The sequence below is a fragment of the Nocardia arthritidis NBRC 100137 genome (assembly GCF_001612765.1).
Classification (GTDB): domain Bacteria; phylum Actinomycetota; class Actinomycetes; order Mycobacteriales; family Mycobacteriaceae; genus Nocardia; species Nocardia arthritidis.
This window is the reverse complement of record NZ_BDBB01000016.1, coordinates 36,857-53,957: the sequence shown is the minus strand read 5'-3', so window position 1 is coordinate 53,957 and position 17,101 is coordinate 36,857. Positions and strand designations below refer to the sequence as shown.

The window sequence follows — 17,101 nt, the reverse complement described above, 5'->3', positions numbered from 1 at the left end:
AGGCATACCCGCTCGGGCCTCTCGGCAACCGGGTGCGGCTCACCGGGTCACCAGCCGCCAGTCGTCGGGCAGGCGTGCCGCGGTGATCTGCGTGCCCTCGGCCTCCAGGTCGACGGTGGTCGCACCGAGCCGCAACGCGCGCAGCGAGACCTTGCCCCACCGCGCCGGTAGCTGCGGCCGAACGGTGAGCGTCCTGCTCGGCGTGTCCGGGTCGAGTCCGAGGAACGAGCGCACCAGCAACAGCGGTGCCGCGCTCGCCCACGCCTGCGGCGAGCAGGACGTCGGATAGGGCACGGGCGTGGCGAATCGGGACCGGGGAAAGCCGCAGAACAACTCCGGCAGGCGGCCGTCGAACACCGCCGCCGCGTCCAACAGACCAATGGCCAGCCGGGTCGCCAGTTCGACCGCGCCGGGAACGTGACGATAGCGCAGCAAGCCCGCCACCGCGATCGCCGTATCGTGCGGCCAGATCGAGCCGCAGTGATAGCTCATCGGGTTGTAGGCGCCCATGTTGGAGGCCAAGGTGCGCAGACCGAAGCCGGAGTCCATCTCCGGGGACGCGATCCGCGACACCAGCTCGGCCGCGTGCTCGTCGGTGGCGATACCCGACCAGAGGCAGTGGGTGACATTGCTGGTCAGCGCGTCGACCTGACGTTTGCCGCCGTCCAGCGCCACGGCGTACCAGCCGCGGTCGGGCAGCCAGAACTGCTCGGCGAACTTGACGCGCAACTCCGCGGCGCGTTCGCGCAGCAGGCCGGCCAGCCGCGGGTCGTCGAAAGCCTCGGCCAGCTCGGCTCTGGCCAGCATCGCCGCGTGCACGTAGCCCTGCACCTCGCACAGCGCGATCGGCGCCTCGGCGATATGGCCGGTGGCGTCGTTGATTCCGTCGAAGCTGTCCTTCCACCCCTGATTGACCAGACCGCGGTCGGTGGCGCGACGGTACTCGACGAAGCCGTCGCCGTCCCGGTCGCCGTAGTCGGTGATCCAGCGCAGCGCGGCGTCGGCGGCGGGCAGCAATTGCCGGATCGCCTCGCAGTCGGCGCCCCAGCGATGGCATTCTGCCAGCAGCATCACGAATAGCGGTGTGGCGTCGGCGGTTCCGTAGTAGATGTTGCCGCCGAACACCTGCCCGCCCGCGGGTCCGCGCCGCATCTCGTGCATGATGCGCCCGGGTTCCTCCTCGGTGAGCGGGTTCACGTCCTGGCCTTGCAGTTCCGCCAGCTGCTGGAGCGTGCCCAGCGCCAGATCGACCTCCAGCGGCAGCGCCATCCACGCGGTGAGCAGGCTGTCGCGGCCGAACAGGGTCATGAACCACGGCGCGCCCGCGGCGACGAACGGCCGGGCCTCGCCGGATTCGTCATGCATCTGCAGCGCGCCCAAGTCGCTCTCGGTGCGGCGCAGCACGCGGGTGAGCACCGGGTCGGACGCGGCGATGTCGGTGGCGGTGTCACGCCACGCCTCGATCTTGCGGCCCGGCGCGCTGATGCCGTAGTGCTCCCCCGGTGAAACGGCCTGAAATCGCTGGTTGCCCACCGTCGGCTGGGCGATGATCTCGGTCTGCCAGCATTCGCCGACCGGCACGATCACCCGCCACAGCAGCGAACCCGGAATCACTTCGGGTTCCACCGTCGCCGAAATCGAGATCCCCCGGCTGCGATCGGCGTGGTCGTGCAGCACCAGTTCACCGTCGGCGACCGTCATATCCGCGCGCCCGTGCCCCGCCCGGCCTTCCTTCACCGCGAAGAGGTCGACGAAGTCGGCGTCCACGTGCAGTTCCAGCAGCACCGCGGTGGGCTCGCGGCCCATGTTCTCCAGCGTGATCAGCTCGTGCATGCCGTCGGCCACGATCCGTTCGCGCACCACCAGCAGCGTGCTGTCGGCCAGGCCCGCCTGCGGGGGCCTGCGCAACACGAACCTGGCGGCGAACGCCTCCGGACTGAGCACCGAAAGGGACTCGGCGGGTTTGCCGTTCACCAGCAACTCCCAGCGGGACAGCACGCGCGCGTCCCGGAAGAACAAGCCGTGCGGCTTGCCCGGTTCGACATCACCGAGCCGATTGGACAGGCAGAACGTGCCGCCTTCGACCAGGGTCACCGAACCGCACCCCCCGAACCCGGTGGGCTCACCGGAGTTCAGGGGGGCCGGGCTCAACGGGGTGGCACCGCTCACGCCAATCCGCTCGCCGCGATCCGGACGGAGGCGGAGCCGTTCACCGTGGCGTCGAGCGGCGCGGCCGCGGGCGCCGCGATGTCGAGCGGCGCGGCGCCGAACCGCTGCTTGGAACGCAGCAGCCGGCGATACACCTGCTCGTACCCGAAGCCGAGCGTGTCGGACCCGAAATTGGCCTGCACGTGGGCTCGGCAGGCATACGGGTCGATGCCGCGGACCTCTTCGATGGCCGCGGGCAATTCGGCGGGATCCTCACAGATGCGGCCGGTCACGCCATCGACGATTACCTCCGACACCGCCCCGCCGCGCAACGCGACCACCGGCGTGCCGCAAACCATGGACTCGATCATCACCATGCCGAACGGTTCCTCCCAGCGGATCGGGAACAACAGGCAACGCGCATTCGCAAGCAGCTTACGCTTGGCCGCCGCGTCGGCGAGACCGAACACGTGATCGTTGTCCGTCAACATCGGCCGCACCTTCTCCTCGAAGTACGCCTGTTCCGGACGTTCGCTGCACTTACCGGCCAGCACCAGCGGAATGCCCGCGGCGTGCGCGGCCTCCAGCGCCAGATGCGGGGCCTTGCACTCGTTGAACCGGCCGAGGAACAGCGCGTAGTCGTCCTTCTCGATACGGAACGGCCAGTCGTCGACGTGCAGCGCATTGTGCACGCGCCCGGACCAATTCAGGCCCGGCGCCAGCTCGCGCTGGCGATCGCTGATCGCGACCAGCGCCACCTCGTCGCCCAGATCCTGGTAGTAGCGGTAGATGTCGTCCTCCACCGGCCCGTGCACGGTCAGTACGGTCGGCAGGCCCATGCGCTGGAAGATCGACGCGTTGAGCGGGCCGGCGAAGGTGTGATCGTGCACCAGGTCGACACCCGATGTGGCCACGAGCTTCTCGATGGCGCGGCGCACCCGCAACGCGTGCACGACCTCGGGAAACGGCTCCCCGAGACGCTCGGGCAGCGCCCGATCCCACACCGGCACGAACTTGGCCTTCGTCCCCGGTTCCCCCGCGCCCAGCAGAGTCACGTCGTGGCCACGGGCCACCAGTGCGTCGACCAGATCGGCCACCACGGCCTCGACACCGCCGTATGCCTTGGGCGGGACGTCGAAGTACGGCGGCACGACCATCGCGATCCGGAACGGACCGCTGGAGCGATCTGTCGACACGTAGTCGCACGACGGCATCTCCAGATCGGACGACGCCTGCGCGGAAATCGGCACGGAAAGCGCGCTCATGACCCTCCTTCCAGGGACAACCAAGTAGCACTCGCATTCACCCAGCACTCGGAGTACCGGGCGCCGAACTGAACTAAGTGGCCCCCGCGGCGGAGGTGAAGACCTAGCTGCACCGCCGTCCATGGGGCTTGGTTGGCCTGGTCACGCCTTCGGCATGATCAGGGGGGCCGAGTGTGAGGTACCTCAGGCGGTGTGGTTCAAACCACAGTTGGGGAAAAATCCCGCCATCCAGCGATCGTTCAGCTACCGATGGGTAGTCCGGTGACCCCGCCTTCCCGGACAGCCGGGCCTCGCGCGTCTCACCCTTCGAGGACGACGTGCGGATCGCAGCCTGCCGCGGTGGCGTCGCCACCCGCAACGATGAACGACAGCAAATCTTCCGCTTCCGCGCGCACCGCCGCCTCCTCGGTCGCGGACAGCGGATGCCAGGGCATGACGCGCAGCGTGGCGCCGTCGAGCGACCAGCGGCCGTGCACGAAGCCGTCGACCAGATACATGGGTACGCCCGCGGAAGCCTCCCTGGCAGTGCGCTTCCGGTCTTCCTCGCTGATGATCCTGCGGCGGTCCTTGTGGCCCAGCAGCGCGTTGTCGAAGGCGGGCAGAAAGCGTACGGGCACGGGCAGATCCGGTTCGGCCAACGGCGCGTCCGGCAGATCGAACAACACCCGGTGCTGGTCGTCGGTGAACACGCGCAGCCGGGTGCGCAGGTCGTCGACGACCTCGGCCAGCCGGGTGATACCCGCCCATGCCTGCATGTCCGCCACCGTGGCCGGACCGAACGCGGCGAGGTAGCGCAGGACCAGCGTCTCGGGCTGGGCCGCCTCGGCCATCGGAACGCCCGTCCATTCCTCGGCCAGACCGACCGTGACCTGCCGATTGCGCCACCGCCCCCACGCGCCGGTCTCGGGGCCGTGCGTCAACGGGACCAGCAATTCGACGGTTTCGGCGAGCCTGCGCGTGTGCCGGTCCGGGAAACGCCGGGCGAGCAGTTCGCCCAGTTCGCGGCGGCGCAGCCGCTGCCCGGCCAGCAGTTCACGTCCGGCGGCCGCGAGCGCTCCCAGGTCGACGCCGTCGATCTCGTCGCGAAAGTACGGCGCTTTCAGCGCGGCGTCGACCACCGGTTGCACCGTCGGCCGCAGCCAGCGGTAGTCCGCGGCATCGGCCAGGTGGACGGTCCGGCGGATCATGGTGGAGCGCACCAGCGTGCGGTCACGCAGCAGCGCGGCCAAATCGTCGTGCCGGAACTCCGCGAGGCGCGACCACAGCCCCACATAGGGCCAGTTCGGCTCCTGGCCCTGCACCGCGACCAGATGCCGGACGAGTTCGAGCGGAGGCAGCGCCACCCGCTCCACCAGCTTCTGGCGCACCAGCAGCGTCCGATTCAGCTCGCGCAGTGAGAGTTCCGTCATGCACCCATCCTCGCCGAGCCCACCGACATCTCGACGCTGCCCCCGAAGCGCGCGCACCGTGCCACGAGTGCCGGCGACGGCGTCCGGTGTTCACTGATCCGGTAGGCAGCGGCCGGGATCGGGCAACTCGGCGCACGGCGCGTTGCCGTGCGCGCGCAGCACCTCCGTGCCGGTCTGCTCGGTCAGGAAATGCAGGAAGCTCGCGGCGAGCGAGTCACCGGGCAACTCGCCGTTGCTGTAGGCGTACTCGACTCCCCAGAAGGGATAGGCGCGGCGCACCGCGGCGTCGCGGCCGGCGCCGACGCCGTCGATCACGAGGGTCGGCAGGCCCGCGTCGACGGCCTCGGAGAACTCCGTATAGCCGATGGCGCCGGGGATCTCGGCCACCGCCTTGCGCATGTCGGCGGTGACCTGCACCTCGCAGTGCGCGGGCGCGGTGGTGACCGTGCCCTTCAGCGCCGTGCAGCTCACGTGCGGGCGATCCGGCTGTGTGCCGTCGAGCAGCCTGCGCTCGAAGGTGTTGCGCGACCCGGAACCCGGGGTGCGGTCGACCAGCACCACCGGCAGGTCCGGTCCGCCCACCTCGCGCCAGTTGCCGATCGCGCCCCGATACAGATCCCGGATCTGGGCGACGGTGAGATCCCGGACGCCGACGCCGGGATGCACGATCATGGTGAACAACGACAATGCCAGCGGACGGTGCACCAACGCCGGATAACCGCTGCCTTTCGCACCGTCGGTGATGGCGAGCAACCCGGGGTGGCCCGCGCCCTCCTCGGCGAGCCGGTCCAGTCCGCGCTCGGTGCCCTCGAAGCCGAACGCGAATTCCGCATCGGTGCAACGCTTCCGATACTGCTCGGCGGCTTCCCTGACCACCGGGCCGAACGCCGACGACCCGATCACGGTCAGTTTGCCCGAGGCGCACTCCAGTGGCGTCGGCGACGGCTCCAGCGAGGCCACCACCAATTGGACGACGATCACCAGCACCAGGAATATCGTGAGCGCGACCATCATCAGCGGGATTCCGGTGCGGCTGCGGGTCTCGGTGATCCGGCCGGCTTTGATGCCGCCGCGCAGCGCCGGTTGCGGGTATTCGCCCACACCTTCGGAACGCTGCAGGATCGCCAGGATCTTGTAGTGGTCGCCGGGGGCGAGCGGCACCTTCGGCAGATCGATCACGCCGATGTGGCCGCCGGTGTCCTCGCGTACCGCGATGCCGGAGTCGGCGTCGAGGTTGTCGGCCAACGCGGGATCGCTGAGTTCGTTGACCGCCATGCCGATCACGCGGCGCTGCGGAAAGCGCAGGTGCAGACCGATCCGCGCGGCTTCCGGCGCTTTGTAGTCATGGCTGTCGATGGTCGTGATGCCGCTGTTCTCGATGCGCACCAGAACGACCGAGATGTCCTTCAGATCCGGGCTGGCGCCGTCGTCCGAGGGGCGCAGCTGCGGAAGCACACCCGGGAACACCGACTCGATCTCGCCGGTGACCGGCGTGTCCATCTGTACTCGATAGCCGAGCCGCCTGCGGCCGGCGAAGACGAACTCCCACAAGAACGCGCCGATCGGCACCGCGATACCGATGAGCGCCAATACGATTTCGAGCGGAAAGTCGCCCACCAGTCGATCCCCCCAGCAATCCGTGTGGCCCTCATTCTCGGCGGCGATCGCCTACCGACACAGGCGAAGTCGAAATATTCGGCAACAGTTAACCGGGTGGTCACCCTCCCGCGCGAGTCCAGGCCGACAGATCCGCCAGCGGCCAGGTGTTGATCACCCGTTCCGGCGCGACACCGTTCGCGAGCGCGCGCTCGCAACCGTAGCCCTGCCAGTCGAGCTGCCCCGGTGCGTGCGCGTCGGTGTCGATCGAGAAGTAGCACCCCATCTCGGCGGCCAGCCGCAGCAATCGCGAAGGCGGATCGAGTCGTTCGGGCCTGCTGTTGATCTCCACGGCGGTGCCGTAGGTGCGGCACGCCTCGAACACCACCTCGGCGTCGAACGTCGACTCCGGTCTGGTGCCGCGTCCACCCGCGACCAGGCGGCCGGTGCAGTGGCCGAGCACGTCGACGTTGGGGTCGGCGACCGCGTACGCCATGCGCTTGGTCATGGTCGCGCTGTCGTCGCGCAGGTGCGAATGCACGCTGGCCACGACGATGTCCAGCCCGGCGAGCAGATCCGCCTGCTGGTCGAGCGTGCCGTCGTCGAGGATGTCCACTTCGATGCCGGTGAGGATCCGGAACGGCGCCATCCGGTCGTTGAGTTCGGCGACCACGTCGAGTTGCTTGCGCAGCCGGTCGGCGGACAGGCCGTTGGCCACGGTCAGGCGCGGCGAATGGTCGGTCAGGGCACAGTATTCGTGCCCGAGCGCGGCCGCGACGCGCATCATCTCCTCGATCGGGCTGCCGCCGTCGGACCAGTTCGAGTGCGTGTGCAGATCGCCGCGCAACTGTTCCCGCAACGGTTTGCCCGGCGCCCCGATCGGCTGGGCGGCCGCACGCAACTCGGCCAGGTATCGCGGCACCACACCGGTGTACGCCTGCTCGATGACGGCGGCGGTCTTGGGCCCGATGCCTGCCAGTTCGGTCCAGCTGCCGGCCGCGCGGCGCGCCGCGCGCTCGTCGGCGGGCAATCCCGCGACGACGTCGGCGGCGCGCCGGTAGGCCTTCACCCGGTGGGTCTGCGCCCGGGAGCGCTCCAGCCAGAAGCCGATCTCCCGCAGCGCCGCCTCCGGACCGGGCGCCGCGGCCCGGTCCGGCATCCCGCTCGGATCCTGGTCGGGCACCGTGCTAGCGCACCCGGCTGTATTTGACGAAGGCCACGCCGTCCTCGAACACGGTGCTGGTGATCACCCGGAACTTGGCGGGTTCGGGCAAACGCGATCCGGCGCCGAACAGCGGACGGCCGCGGCCGAGCACGATCGGGTAGAGCTTGAGGAAGATCTGGTCGATCTCCGGCAGCAGCGCCTGCGCCAGTTCACCGCCGCCGCACAGCCAGATGCCCAGCCCGCTCTCCCGTTTGAGTTCACGAACCTTCTCGACCGGGTTCGCCGAGATCAGCTCGACGGCCGGATCGGGGCTCTCGGGCAGCGTGGTCGAGACCACGAACTGCCGCAGGTGCGCGTACGGCGTGGAGGTGCCGGTGCGGACGCCGAAGTCGTGCGTCTTGCGCCCCATCAGCACGGTGTCGAAATAGCGATTGTGCTCCTCCACCCCGAGCGCCTCGCGGACCTTGGTGGGCAGCGTCTCGGGGTACTGCGCGTTGATAGACGGACCGTGGTCACCGCCGACCGGGAAGAAGTCGACCGAGCCATCCTCGGTGGCGATGAATCCATCGATCGTCGACGCGACGTAATAGGTGAGCTTGCGCATGCTTCCCTTCCTCACGGCCGGCTGACATTCCGAACCGCCCTGAGGAAACGGTAGCCCGCCCGCGCTAGCGACGGCGAGGCTTCGGCTGGCAGCGCGGGCAGGAGTAGGACGAGCGGTTCATGAACCGCTCCCGGGTGATAGGCGCACCACACCGGCGACACGGCTCGTTCTCCCGACCGTATACGGCCAGAGCGCGTTCGAAGTAGCCCGACTGGCCGTTGACGTTCACATAGAGCGCGTCGAACGAGGTACCGCCCGCGGCGAGCGCTTCGCCCATCACCGCGGCCACATCGGTGAGCAATCCGCGCACCGCGGGCCTGGACAGCCCCGAGGCGAGCCGGCCACCGTGGATCTTCGCGCGCCACAGCGCCTCGTCGGCGTAGATATTGCCGATCCCGGAGACGACGCCTTGATCGAGCAGGACGCGCTTGATCTCAGTCTGCTTGCCCCGGACGACGGCGACCACGGACTCGGGGTCGAAACGCGGATCCAGCGGGTCGCGGGCAATGTGCGCGACCGGCTGCGGTACCAGGGTGCCGTCCACCTCGACCAGCGGCGCGAGCGCCCAGCCGCCGAAGGTGCGCTGGTCGACGAAACGCAGCTGGGTACCGTCGTCGAAGGTGGCGCGGATGTGGGCGTGCTTCTCCAGCGGCGCGTCGACGGGCTGGACCAGCATCTGACCGCTCATGCCCAGATGCACGACCAAGGCCGCTTCCGGGTCGTCGAAGGTGAGCCAGAGGAATTTGCCGCGCCGCTCGGCCGACTCGACCCTCAGGCCGGTCAGCCGCGCGGCGAGATCGGCGGCGCCTTCGAGATGGCGGCGCACCGAGCGAGGATGGGTGATCGCCACCGATTCCACGATCCGGCCGACCACATGCTCGGCGAGGCCGCGTCGCACGACCTCGACCTCGGGTAGTTCGGGCACGTCAGGTTTCGGCGGTCAGCGCCTCGTAGGCGGCCCCCGCGGCCTTCTGCTCGGCTTCTTTTTTGGACCGGCCGACACCCTGCCCATAGGCCCGCCCGCCGACCACCGTGGTGGCGGTGAATTCCTTGTCGTGGTCCGGCCCGGTCGAGGTGATCTCGTAGCTGGGCACGCCGAGACCACGCTCAGCGGTGAGTTCCTGCAGGCTCGTCTTCCAGTCCAGTCCCGCGCCCATTCGCGGTCCGCGCTCGAGCAGCTCGGCGAACAGCCGCAACACCACGGCACGAGCCACCTCGATGCCGTGCTCCAGGTGCACCGCGCCGAGCAGTGACTCCATGCCGTCGGCGAGGATGCTCTCCTTGTCCCGGCCGCCGGTGAGTTCTTCGCCTTTGCCCAGTAACAAGTGCACACCGAGGCCGCCCTCGCCGAGCCCACGGGCTACCTCGGCGAGCGCGCGCATGTTCACCACGCTCGCGCGTAGCTTGGCCAGTTCACCCTCGGTCTTCGAGGGATGCTCGTGATACAGCCGTTCGGTGATGCTCAGCCCGAGCACGGAGTCGCCGAGGAACTCGAGACGCTCGTTCGTCGGCAGACCGCCGTTCTCATACGCGTACGACCGATGGGTCAGCGCGAGACGCAGGAGATCCGGCTGCAGATCGACGCCTAGGGCGGCGAGCAGGCTCGCGTGTTCACCGGACGAGTCGGGTTCGTCGGTCACGTCGCTACGACAGGTCTAACGATCAGACCGCGGCGGTGACCTGGCGGCCCTTGTAGGTGCCGCAGGACGGGCAGGCGATGTGCGGCAGGGTCTTCTCGCCGCAGGCGCGGTTCGGGCAGGTGATCAGGGTCGGCGCGGTGGCCTTCCACTGGCTGCGCCGCGACCTGGTGTTGGAACGGGACATCCGGCGCTTGGGAACGGCCACGACTACTTCTCCTCTGTCTAATTGCTCTGCCGGTTCGGCTGATCGGTCTTGCTCAGTGGTCTCGGTCGGCCGCACCCTCGTCGGGGCGGCCTGTGCCGGGCGATCCGGAGGCGAAGTTAGCCAGTCCGGCCCAGCGAGGGTCAAGTATCTCATGCCCGTGGTCGGATCCCGCAATCGCCATCCGTATGCCGCATTCCGGGCACAGTCCCGCACAATCCGGCGTGCACAGCGGCTGCAGCGGCAGCTCCAGACCGACGGCGTCGATCACCACGGGCTCCAGATCGATGGTGTCGTCGATCAGGCGGTATACCTCGTCGTCCTCGGTGGTCTGCTCGGTGGTGCTGTCCGGGTAGGCGAACAGCTCGGTCACCCGCAGGGTGACCTCGTCGCCGAACGGCTCCAGGCAGCGCGAGCACTCCCCTTCGATCGGCGCGGTGACCGTGCCGGTGACCAGCACACCTTCGGATACCGCCTGCAACTGCAGGTCGAGCTCCACCTGCGCGTCCACGGGCACCGCGATCAGATCCAGACCGATCCGATTTTCGGTGGTGACGGTGCGGTGCAGCTCGCGCATGGTCCCCGGCCTGCGGCCGAGACTACGGGCGTCCAGCACGAAACCAGCGTCCGGCGACCGGCGCTTGGCCGACTTGGGACGCGACGCGGAACCGGAACCGGCGGGCATCACGAACTCACTCACGCTCGAGGGTATGGGCAACCACCCAACAATACGCGATCACGCGGTGCGCTCCCAAACGCAGTCCACCGCGCTCGGCGCCGCTACCTGCGGAATTCGCTGGCGTAGTCGGGTACGCCCGTCCCACTGCGCAGCTGGTGACGTCCCCGCCCGACCGTGCGCAGCGTGCTGGCCAGCGTCTCCTCGAAGTCGGCCAGCCGGGAGTCGACGTAGTGGTCGCATTCCTCGCGAAGGCGATCGGCTTCGGCGTGCGCGGCGTCGATCACCCTGGCCGATTCGGCGTGCGCGGCCCGGACCACCTCCGTCTGCGTGACCAGCCGCTCCTGCTCGGCGAGCCCTTCGGCGACGGAGCGATCGTGGGCGGCCTTGCCCGCCTCGATCATCCGCTCCGACTCGATGCGTGCCCGGCCGGTCACCGCCTCGTATTCGGCGTTGCCGTCGGCCACCACCCGATCGGCCTCCTCCTGAGCGGAGGCGACCAGGTGATCGGCGTGCGCACTCGCCTCGGCGACCATCCGGTCGGCGTGCGCCTTGGCGTCGGCCAGGATGCGATCGGCTTCCTGGCGCGCCGAAGTGATGGTGTGCTCGGCCTGCTCGTTCGCTCCGGTCACGGCGGTCTCGGCCGCGGTCCTGGCATCGGACACGATCTTGTCCCGATGGTCGAGCACGTCCTGGGCGTCGTCGAGTTCGCCGGGCAGCGCGTCCCGGACGTCGTCGAGTAGTTCGAGCACGTCGCCGCGCGGCACGATGCAGCTGCGGGTCGGGGGGATGCCACGCGCCTCTTCGACGATGGCGACAAGTTCGTCGAGCGCTTCGAATACGCGATACATGCTCACTACCCTCCTGCGGACTCACGGCGAAACTCTCCGCCCAGCCCAGTGTGCCCCTCGTCACGGCTCGTGCCGAGTCACTTTCCGGTGTGTCGTGCCAGTGTCTCGCACGCCACAGAAATCAAGTGGAGACCACCTCTCCGCTTCGTGTTACATTTTTCTGGAAGGTCGACCAAGACCTTCGAGGCCTACCGCGTTCCCCCCGGATCGCGGACGAAGAAGCCGGAGGTACGGACAACCCGCCGTCGAATGTTGACAGGCTCCGACGCGTCAGCGATTCCTGACCATGGGCTACGAACGGAACCTGCCAAGAGTCGACCGGAGAGGTGAGCGATCACCATCGCCGTTGTCCCCGCCGAGGACTTGTGTTCGATCGGAAAGACGATGACTGTTCTGGAATTACCGCGATCGGCGGGAGTGAGCGCCACCAGCTTCTTCGTGCCGTGGGTCGGCCCCTACCCGGGGTTGCCGACCACCGCGGTCGCGTCCAAGTTCGGACAGCTCGCCCAATATCTGCGCGGCGATCGCGCCTTCGCTCAGCTGATCCGGTTCGCGCTGGTCGGCGGGTCCAGCAATATCGCCTATGTCCTGCTTTTCTTCGCCATGCACGGGGCCGGGCCGCTGATCGCCAATGTCGTCGGCTCCGTCGTCAGCACCATGATCGCCAACGAGCTGCACCGGCAGCTCACCTTCCACGCGGCGGGACGGGTCGGCTGGTTCACGGCACAGTGGGAGGGTGGTGGGCTGGCGATGGTCGGCCTCGGCGTCACGACCGCCGCGCTTGCCGCACTCGCCGTGTGGGCCCCCGGCCTCGGGGACACAGCCCAGGCCGCCGCGATCCTCGCCCTCACCGCCGCCGTCGGCGGCATGCGCTTCCTGGCCCTGCGCGGCCTGGTGTTCTGAGCGGTCCGCCTCTTCCGAGCACTCAGGGCGTACCGTACGGCGGAACCTGGCCGCGTTCAGGCTTGTTTCCCGGTCAGTTCTCGCGCTCGGCCAAGCGGTCGAGGAGCCGCTTGTGCACCGAAGGCGGCAGCATGTCGGCGACGTCTCCGCCGTACGCCGCGACCTCCTTGACCAGTGAGCTGGACAGGAAGCTGAGCGACGGGTTGGTGGCGATGAAGAAGGTGTCCACCCCCGAAAGCTTCTTGTTCATCTGCGCCATCTGCAGTTCGTAGCCGAAATCGCCCGCGTCGCGCAGGCCCTTCACGATCGCGGTGACGCCCTGCTCGCGGGCGAAGTCGACCAGCAGGCCCTGCCACGACTCCACCCGCACGTTGGCCAGGTGCGCGGTCGACTCGCGCAGCAGCTCGATGCGCTCCTCGACGGTGAACATGCCCTGCTTCTTCGGGTTGATCAAGACGGTGACGACGACCTCGTCGAACTGGGCCGCGGCCCGGGTGAAGACGTCGAGGTGTCCGTAGGTCACGGGGTCGAACGACCCGGGGCACAGTGCTCCTGCCATGAGGCGACGCTAGCAGGGTGACCGCCGGCGGACACGCGCGGCCGGACCCGCGCCTACCCGTCCGGCTCGAACTCCGCGAGATCGATGCGTGTTTCGCCGTATCGTCGCGATTTGGCCGAGACGAAGCCTGCGGGCCAGGCTATTTCGGGCGAACGCGCCGAACGCTCCAGCACCACCGACGCCCCGGGACGCAGCCAACCGCGCTCGGTCAGCGCCCGCAGATCGGCCAGCACCGCGACGTTGTCCACCGCGTAGGGCGGGTCGGAGAAGACCACGTCGAAGCGGCCCGCCCCGCCCTGTTGCAGCACGCAGGCCACCGTCGCGACCCGCAGTTCGGCGCCGGGCAGCCCGAGGTCGGCGATGTTGCCGCGGACCACGGCCGCGGCCTTGCGGTCGGACTCGACGAGCAGCGCGTGCTCGGCGCCGCGCGACAGCGCCTCCAGCCCGAGCGCGCCGGAACCCGCGTACAGGTCGAGCACGCGCGCGCCCGCGAAATCCAGCCGGGCGTCCAACGCGCTGAACAGCGCCTCCCGCACGCGGTCAGAGGTCGGGCGGGTGCCCGACGGCGGCACCCGCAGGCGCCGCCCACCCGCCGTGCCCGCGACGATCCGCGTCATCCGGCGGACGACTCCCGGACCGCCAGTTCGATGAGCAGGTCGCCGCCTTCGACCTGCTGCACGGCGCCGATGGCGACGCGGCCGACGGTGCCCGCGCGGGGCGCGGTGATCGCGGCTTCCATCTTCATGGCCTCGATGGTGCCGATGGTGTCGCCAGCCGCCACCGAATCGCCTTCGGACACCGCGAGAGTGACGACACCGGCGAACGGCGCCGCGACGTGGCCGGGATTGGTCTTGTCGGCCTTCTCCGCCGCCGGGATCTCGCTGGCGATCGACCTGTCGCGCACCGATATGGGCCGCAACTGCCCGTTGAGGATGCACATCACCGTGCGCATGCCGCGCTCGTCGGGTTCGGAGATGGCTTCCAGGCCGATGAGCAGGGTGACGCCCTTCTCCAGTTGCACCCGGTGTTCATCGCCGCGACGCAGGCCGTAGAAGAACTGGTTGGCCGACAGCCCGGAGGTGTCGCCGTACTTCTCGCGGTGGGCGAGGAATTCGGCGGTGGGGCCGGGGAACAGCAGCCGGTTCAACGTCGCCCGACGCTCCTCGGAGCTGCCGGCCAGGGCCTTCTCCTCCGCGGGCGTCAACGGTGTCTCTGGTTTGGCCGCGCCGCGCCCGGCGAGTGCCTTGCTGCGGAACGGTTCGGGCCAGCCACCGGCGGGGGTGCCCAGTTCGCCGCGCAGGAACCCGATCACCGAGTCCGGGATGTCGTAGCGGCCGGGGTCGGCGGCGAAGTCCTCGATCTCGACGCCGGTGCCGACCAGCGCCAGCGCCAGGTCGCCGACGACCTTCGAGGACGGGGTGACCTTCACCAGACGCCCGAGCAGCCGGTCGGCGGCGGCGTATTTCGCCTCGACCTCCTCGAACCGGTCACCCAGCCCGAGCGCGATGGCCTGCTGACGCAGGTTCGACAGCTGCCCGCCGGGGATCTCGTGGGTGTAGACGCGACCCGTCGGCGCGGGCAGCCCGGACTCGAACGGCGCGTATACCTTCCGCAGCGCCTCCCAGTACGGTTCCATGTCGCAGACGTTCTGCAGGTTCAGCCCGGTGTCGTATTCACTGTGTGCCGCCGCGGCGACGATCGCCGAGAGCGCGGGCTGGCTCGTGGTACCCGCCATCGCGGCACTCGCGCCGTCGACGGCGTCGGCGCCGGCCTGCCAGGCGGCCAGGTAGGTGGCCAACTGCCCGCCGGGGGTGTCGTGGGTGTGCACGTGCACCGGCAGATCGAAATTGCTGCGCAACGCGGTGACCAGCTTGGTCGCGGCCGGAGCGCGCAACAGTCCGGCCATGTCCTTGATCGCGAGCACGTGCGCGCCCGCGTCCACGATCTGCTCGGCCAGCTTCAGGTAGTAGTCCAGGGTGTAGAGCGTCTCGTCGGGATTCGACAGATCGCCGGTGTAGCTGATCGCGACTTCGGCGACGGCGGTGCCGGTTTCGCGGACCGCGTCGATGGCCGGGCGCATCTGGTCGACGTTGTTGAGGGCGTCGAAGATACGGAAGATGTCGATACCGGTGGCAGTCGCCTCGGAGACGAACGCGCGGGTCACCGCTTCCGGATACGGGGTGTAGCCGACGGTGTTGCGGCCACGCAGCAGCATCTGCAAGCAGATGTTCGGGATCGCTTCCCGCAATGCCGCCAGCCGCTCCCACGGATCCTCGTAGAGGAATCGCAATCCCACGTCGTAGGTCGCGCCACCCCAGCACTCCACCGACAGCAGCTCCGGCGTCAACCGCGCCACATGCCCCGCCACTCCCAGCAGGCCGTTGGTGCGCACGCGGGTGGCCAGCAGCGACTGGTGCGCGTCGCGGAAGGTGGTGTCGGTGACGCCGACCGCCTTCTGCTCACGCAGCGCCTGCGCGAAGCCCTCTGGTCCCAGCCGCAGCAGCCGCTGGCGCGAGCCGTCCGGCGGCGGCACGCTCAGATCGATCGCGGGCAGCTTGTCGTGCGGATAAACCGTGGTCGGCCGCTCGCCGTGCGGCTTGTTCACCGTGACGTCGGCCAGGTAGTCGAGGATCTTGGTGCCCCGGTCGGCGGACTGACGCAGGGTCAGCAGCTGCGGACGCTCCTCGATGAACGAGGTGGTGACCAGGCCCGCCTTGAAGTCGGGATCGTCGAGCACCGCGAGCAAGAACGGGATGTTGGTGGCCACACCGCGGATGCGGAATTCCGCCAGCGCCCGGCTCGCCCGCGCCACCGCCGCGCCGAAGTCGCGACCGCGGCAGGTGAGCTTGACCAGCATCGAGTCGAAGTAGGCGCCGATCTCGGCGCCCAGGTTCGCACCGCCGTCCAGGCGGATGCCCGCGCCACCCGGGGTGCGGTAGGCGGTAATGCGGCCGGTGTCGGGACGGAACCCGTTGGCCGGGTCCTCGGTGGTGATCCGGCACTGTAAGGCCGCGCCCCTGATCGTCACCGCGTCCTGGCTCAAGCCCAACTGCTCGAGCGTCTCCCCGCCCGCGATGCGCAGCTGCGACTGCACCAGGTCGACATCGGTGATCTCCTCGGTCACCGTGTGCTCGACCTGGATGCGCGGGTTCATCTCGATGAAGACGTGGTTGCCGCGCTCGTCCAGCAGGAACTCCACGGTGCCCGCACACGAGTAACCGATCTGCCGGGCGAAGGCGACCGCGTCGGCGCAGATCCGTTCACGCAGCGCGGGGTCCAGATTCGGCGCGGGCGCCAACTCGATCACCTTCTGATGCCGACGCTGCACCGAGCAGTCCCGCTCGAACAGGTGCATCACATTGCCGTGCTGATCGGCCAGGATCTGCACTTCGATATGGCGTGGGTTCACCACCGCCTGCTCGAGGAACACCGTCGGGTCGCCGAACGCCGACTCCGCCTCCCGGGAGGCCGCCTCGATCGACTCGCGCAGCTGCTCCGGCGCGGCGACCCGGCGCATCCCGCGACCGCCACCACCGGCGACCGCCTTGACGAAGATCGGGTACTCCAGCTCGCGCGACGCGGCCAGCAACTCGTCCACGTCCGACGACGGTGCGCTCGAACGCAGCACCGGCAGGCCGGCCGCCTTGGCCGCTTCGATGGCGCGCGCCTTGTTACCGGCGAGTTCGAGCACTTCGGCCGACGGGCCGATGAACGTGATGCCCTCGCGGGCGCACGCCGCCGCCAGATCCGGGTTCTCCGACAAGAACCCGTACCCCGGGTAGATCGCGTCCGCGCCCGCCGACTTGGCCGCCTCGATGATCGCCTCGATTGACAGGTAGGCGCGCACCGGATGACCGGGCTCGCCGATCTGGTACGACTCCGCCGCCTTCAACCGATGGACCGAATTGCGGTCCTCGTAGGGAAACACGGCGACCGTCCCGATGCCGAGTTCGTAAGCCGCGCGGAAGGCTCGGATGGCGATCTCGCCACGGTTGGCAACCAAGACTTTCGAGAACATTGACCTAAGGTACCCGGCCGTATGAACCGCACCGACATGGAATCCCCCTTCGCGAACCTCTTCAC

General features: G+C 69.0%; 15 protein-coding genes. 1 reads left to right on the top strand and 14 read right to left on the bottom strand.

Annotation, left to right across the window (positions count from 1 at the left end):
* Positions 1–39: 39 nt before the first annotated feature.
* From NA8_RS13020 to NA8_RS12970, 11 genes are all read right to left on the bottom strand, one after another.
* Positions 40–2,169 (bottom strand): amylo-alpha-1,6-glucosidase, encoded by a 2,130-nt coding sequence (locus NA8_RS13020; protein WP_439957385.1) that lies wholly within the window; start codon positions 2,167–2,169, stop codon positions 40–42.
* The gene (locus NA8_RS13015; RefSeq protein WP_063050753.1) at positions 2,166–3,362 is read right to left on the bottom strand and encodes a glycosyltransferase family 4 protein; all 1,197 of its coding nucleotides are present in this window, start codon (positions 3,360–3,362) and stop codon (positions 2,166–2,168) included. Before NA8_RS13015 ends, NA8_RS13020 begins: the two co-directional genes overlap by 4 nt.
* Positions 3,363–3,712: 350 nt before the next feature.
* Positions 3,713–4,822: a winged helix DNA-binding domain-containing protein gene (locus NA8_RS13010; RefSeq protein ID WP_063050647.1), complete on the bottom strand. Its 1,110-nt coding sequence runs from the start codon at positions 4,820–4,822 to the stop codon at positions 3,713–3,715.
* Positions 4,823–4,912: 90 nt separating this feature from the next.
* On the bottom strand, positions 4,913–6,439 hold the full coding sequence (locus NA8_RS13005) for a PstS family phosphate ABC transporter substrate-binding protein (RefSeq protein ID WP_063050646.1): 1,527 nt from the start codon (positions 6,437–6,439) through the stop codon (positions 4,913–4,915).
* Between the two features lie 100 nt (positions 6,440–6,539).
* Complete coding sequence (locus NA8_RS13000; RefSeq protein WP_063050645.1) at positions 6,540–7,577, bottom strand: PHP domain-containing protein; 1,038 nt, start codon at positions 7,575–7,577, stop codon at positions 6,540–6,542.
* Between the two features lie 28 nt (positions 7,578–7,605).
* Entirely contained in the window at positions 7,606–8,187 is a 582-nt protein-coding gene (locus NA8_RS12995) for a dihydrofolate reductase family protein (protein WP_063050644.1), read from the bottom strand.
* A 64-nt stretch (positions 8,188–8,251) separates the two neighbouring features.
* A complete protein-coding gene (gene mutM / locus NA8_RS12990) occupies positions 8,252–9,112 on the bottom strand; it encodes a bifunctional DNA-formamidopyrimidine glycosylase/DNA-(apurinic or apyrimidinic site) lyase (RefSeq protein ID WP_063050643.1) in 861 nt (286 codons plus the stop codon).
* Position 9,113: 1 nt separating this feature from the next.
* Positions 9,114–9,827, bottom strand: coding sequence for a ribonuclease III (gene rnc, locus NA8_RS12985; protein ID WP_063050642.1), 714 nt, complete (start codon positions 9,825–9,827; stop codon positions 9,114–9,116).
* A 22-nt stretch (positions 9,828–9,849) separates the two neighbouring features.
* On the bottom strand, positions 9,850–10,032 hold the full coding sequence (gene rpmF, locus NA8_RS12980; protein WP_014987105.1) for a 50S ribosomal protein L32: 183 nt from the start codon (positions 10,030–10,032) through the stop codon (positions 9,850–9,852).
* 52 nt (positions 10,033–10,084) lie between these two features.
* Positions 10,085–10,714, bottom strand: coding sequence for a YceD family protein (locus NA8_RS12975; protein ID WP_063050751.1), 630 nt, complete (start codon positions 10,712–10,714; stop codon positions 10,085–10,087).
* Between the two features lie 95 nt (positions 10,715–10,809).
* Positions 10,810–11,556 (bottom strand): DivIVA domain-containing protein, encoded by a 747-nt coding sequence (locus tag NA8_RS12970; protein WP_063050641.1) that lies wholly within the window; start codon positions 11,554–11,556, stop codon positions 10,810–10,812.
* A 384-nt stretch (positions 11,557–11,940) separates the two neighbouring features.
* Here NA8_RS12970 and NA8_RS12965 point away from each other — a divergent pair, with 384 nt between their 5' ends.
* Positions 11,941–12,459 carry a GtrA family protein gene (locus tag NA8_RS12965; protein ID WP_084466746.1) on the top strand — a complete coding sequence of 173 codons (519 nt, stop codon included), beginning with the start codon at positions 11,941–11,943 and terminating at the stop codon, positions 12,457–12,459.
* 73 nt (positions 12,460–12,532) lie between these two features.
* Here NA8_RS12965 and coaD read toward each other — a convergent pair whose 3' ends face one another.
* The 3 genes from coaD to NA8_RS12950 are packed head-to-tail and all read right to left on the bottom strand — an operon-like array spanning position 12,533 to position 17,036.
* Complete coding sequence (coaD, locus tag NA8_RS12960; protein WP_062969864.1) at positions 12,533–13,018, bottom strand: pantetheine-phosphate adenylyltransferase; 486 nt, start codon at positions 13,016–13,018, stop codon at positions 12,533–12,535.
* Positions 13,019–13,071: 53 nt separating this feature from the next.
* Positions 13,072–13,635, bottom strand: a complete 564-nt coding sequence (gene rsmD / locus NA8_RS12955; RefSeq protein ID WP_063050640.1) for a 16S rRNA (guanine(966)-N(2))-methyltransferase RsmD — start codon at positions 13,633–13,635, stop codon at positions 13,072–13,074.
* A complete protein-coding gene (locus NA8_RS12950) occupies positions 13,632–17,036 on the bottom strand; it encodes a pyruvate carboxylase (protein WP_063050639.1) in 3,405 nt (1,134 codons plus the stop codon). Before NA8_RS12950 ends, rsmD begins: the two co-directional genes overlap by 4 nt.
* Between the last annotated feature and the right edge of the window lie 65 nt (positions 17,037–17,101).

Excerpts from the sequence above, each read along its gene's own strand:
- NA8_RS12970 (WP_063050641.1), bottom strand. The coding sequence starts at position 11,556 with ATGTATCGCGTATTCGAAGCGCTCGACGAACTTGTCGCCATCGTCGAA.
- NA8_RS12965 (WP_084466746.1), top strand. The coding sequence starts at position 11,941 with ATGACTGTTCTGGAATTACCGCGATCGGCGGGAGTGAGCGCCACCAGC.
- coaD (WP_062969864.1), bottom strand. The coding sequence starts at position 13,018 with ATGGCAGGAGCACTGTGCCCCGGGTCGTTCGACCCCGTGACCTACGGA.
- NA8_RS13010 (WP_063050647.1), bottom strand. The coding sequence starts at position 4,822 with ATGACGGAACTCTCACTGCGCGAGCTGAATCGGACGCTGCTGGTGCGC.
- NA8_RS13000 (WP_063050645.1), bottom strand. The coding sequence starts at position 7,577 with ATGCCGGACCGGGCCGCGGCGCCCGGTCCGGAGGCGGCGCTGCGGGAG.
- NA8_RS12975 (WP_063050751.1), bottom strand. The coding sequence starts at position 10,714 with ATGCCCGCCGGTTCCGGTTCCGCGTCGCGTCCCAAGTCGGCCAAGCGC.
- NA8_RS13015 (WP_063050753.1), bottom strand. The coding sequence starts at position 3,362 with ATGCCGTCGTGCGACTACGTGTCGACAGATCGCTCCAGCGGTCCGTTC.
- NA8_RS12950 (WP_063050639.1), bottom strand. The coding sequence starts at position 17,036 with ATGTTCTCGAAAGTCTTGGTTGCCAACCGTGGCGAGATCGCCATCCGA.
- NA8_RS12995 (WP_063050644.1), bottom strand. The coding sequence starts at position 8,187 with ATGCGCAAGCTCACCTATTACGTCGCGTCGACGATCGATGGATTCATC.
- rsmD (WP_063050640.1), bottom strand. The coding sequence starts at position 13,635 with ATGACGCGGATCGTCGCGGGCACGGCGGGTGGGCGGCGCCTGCGGGTG.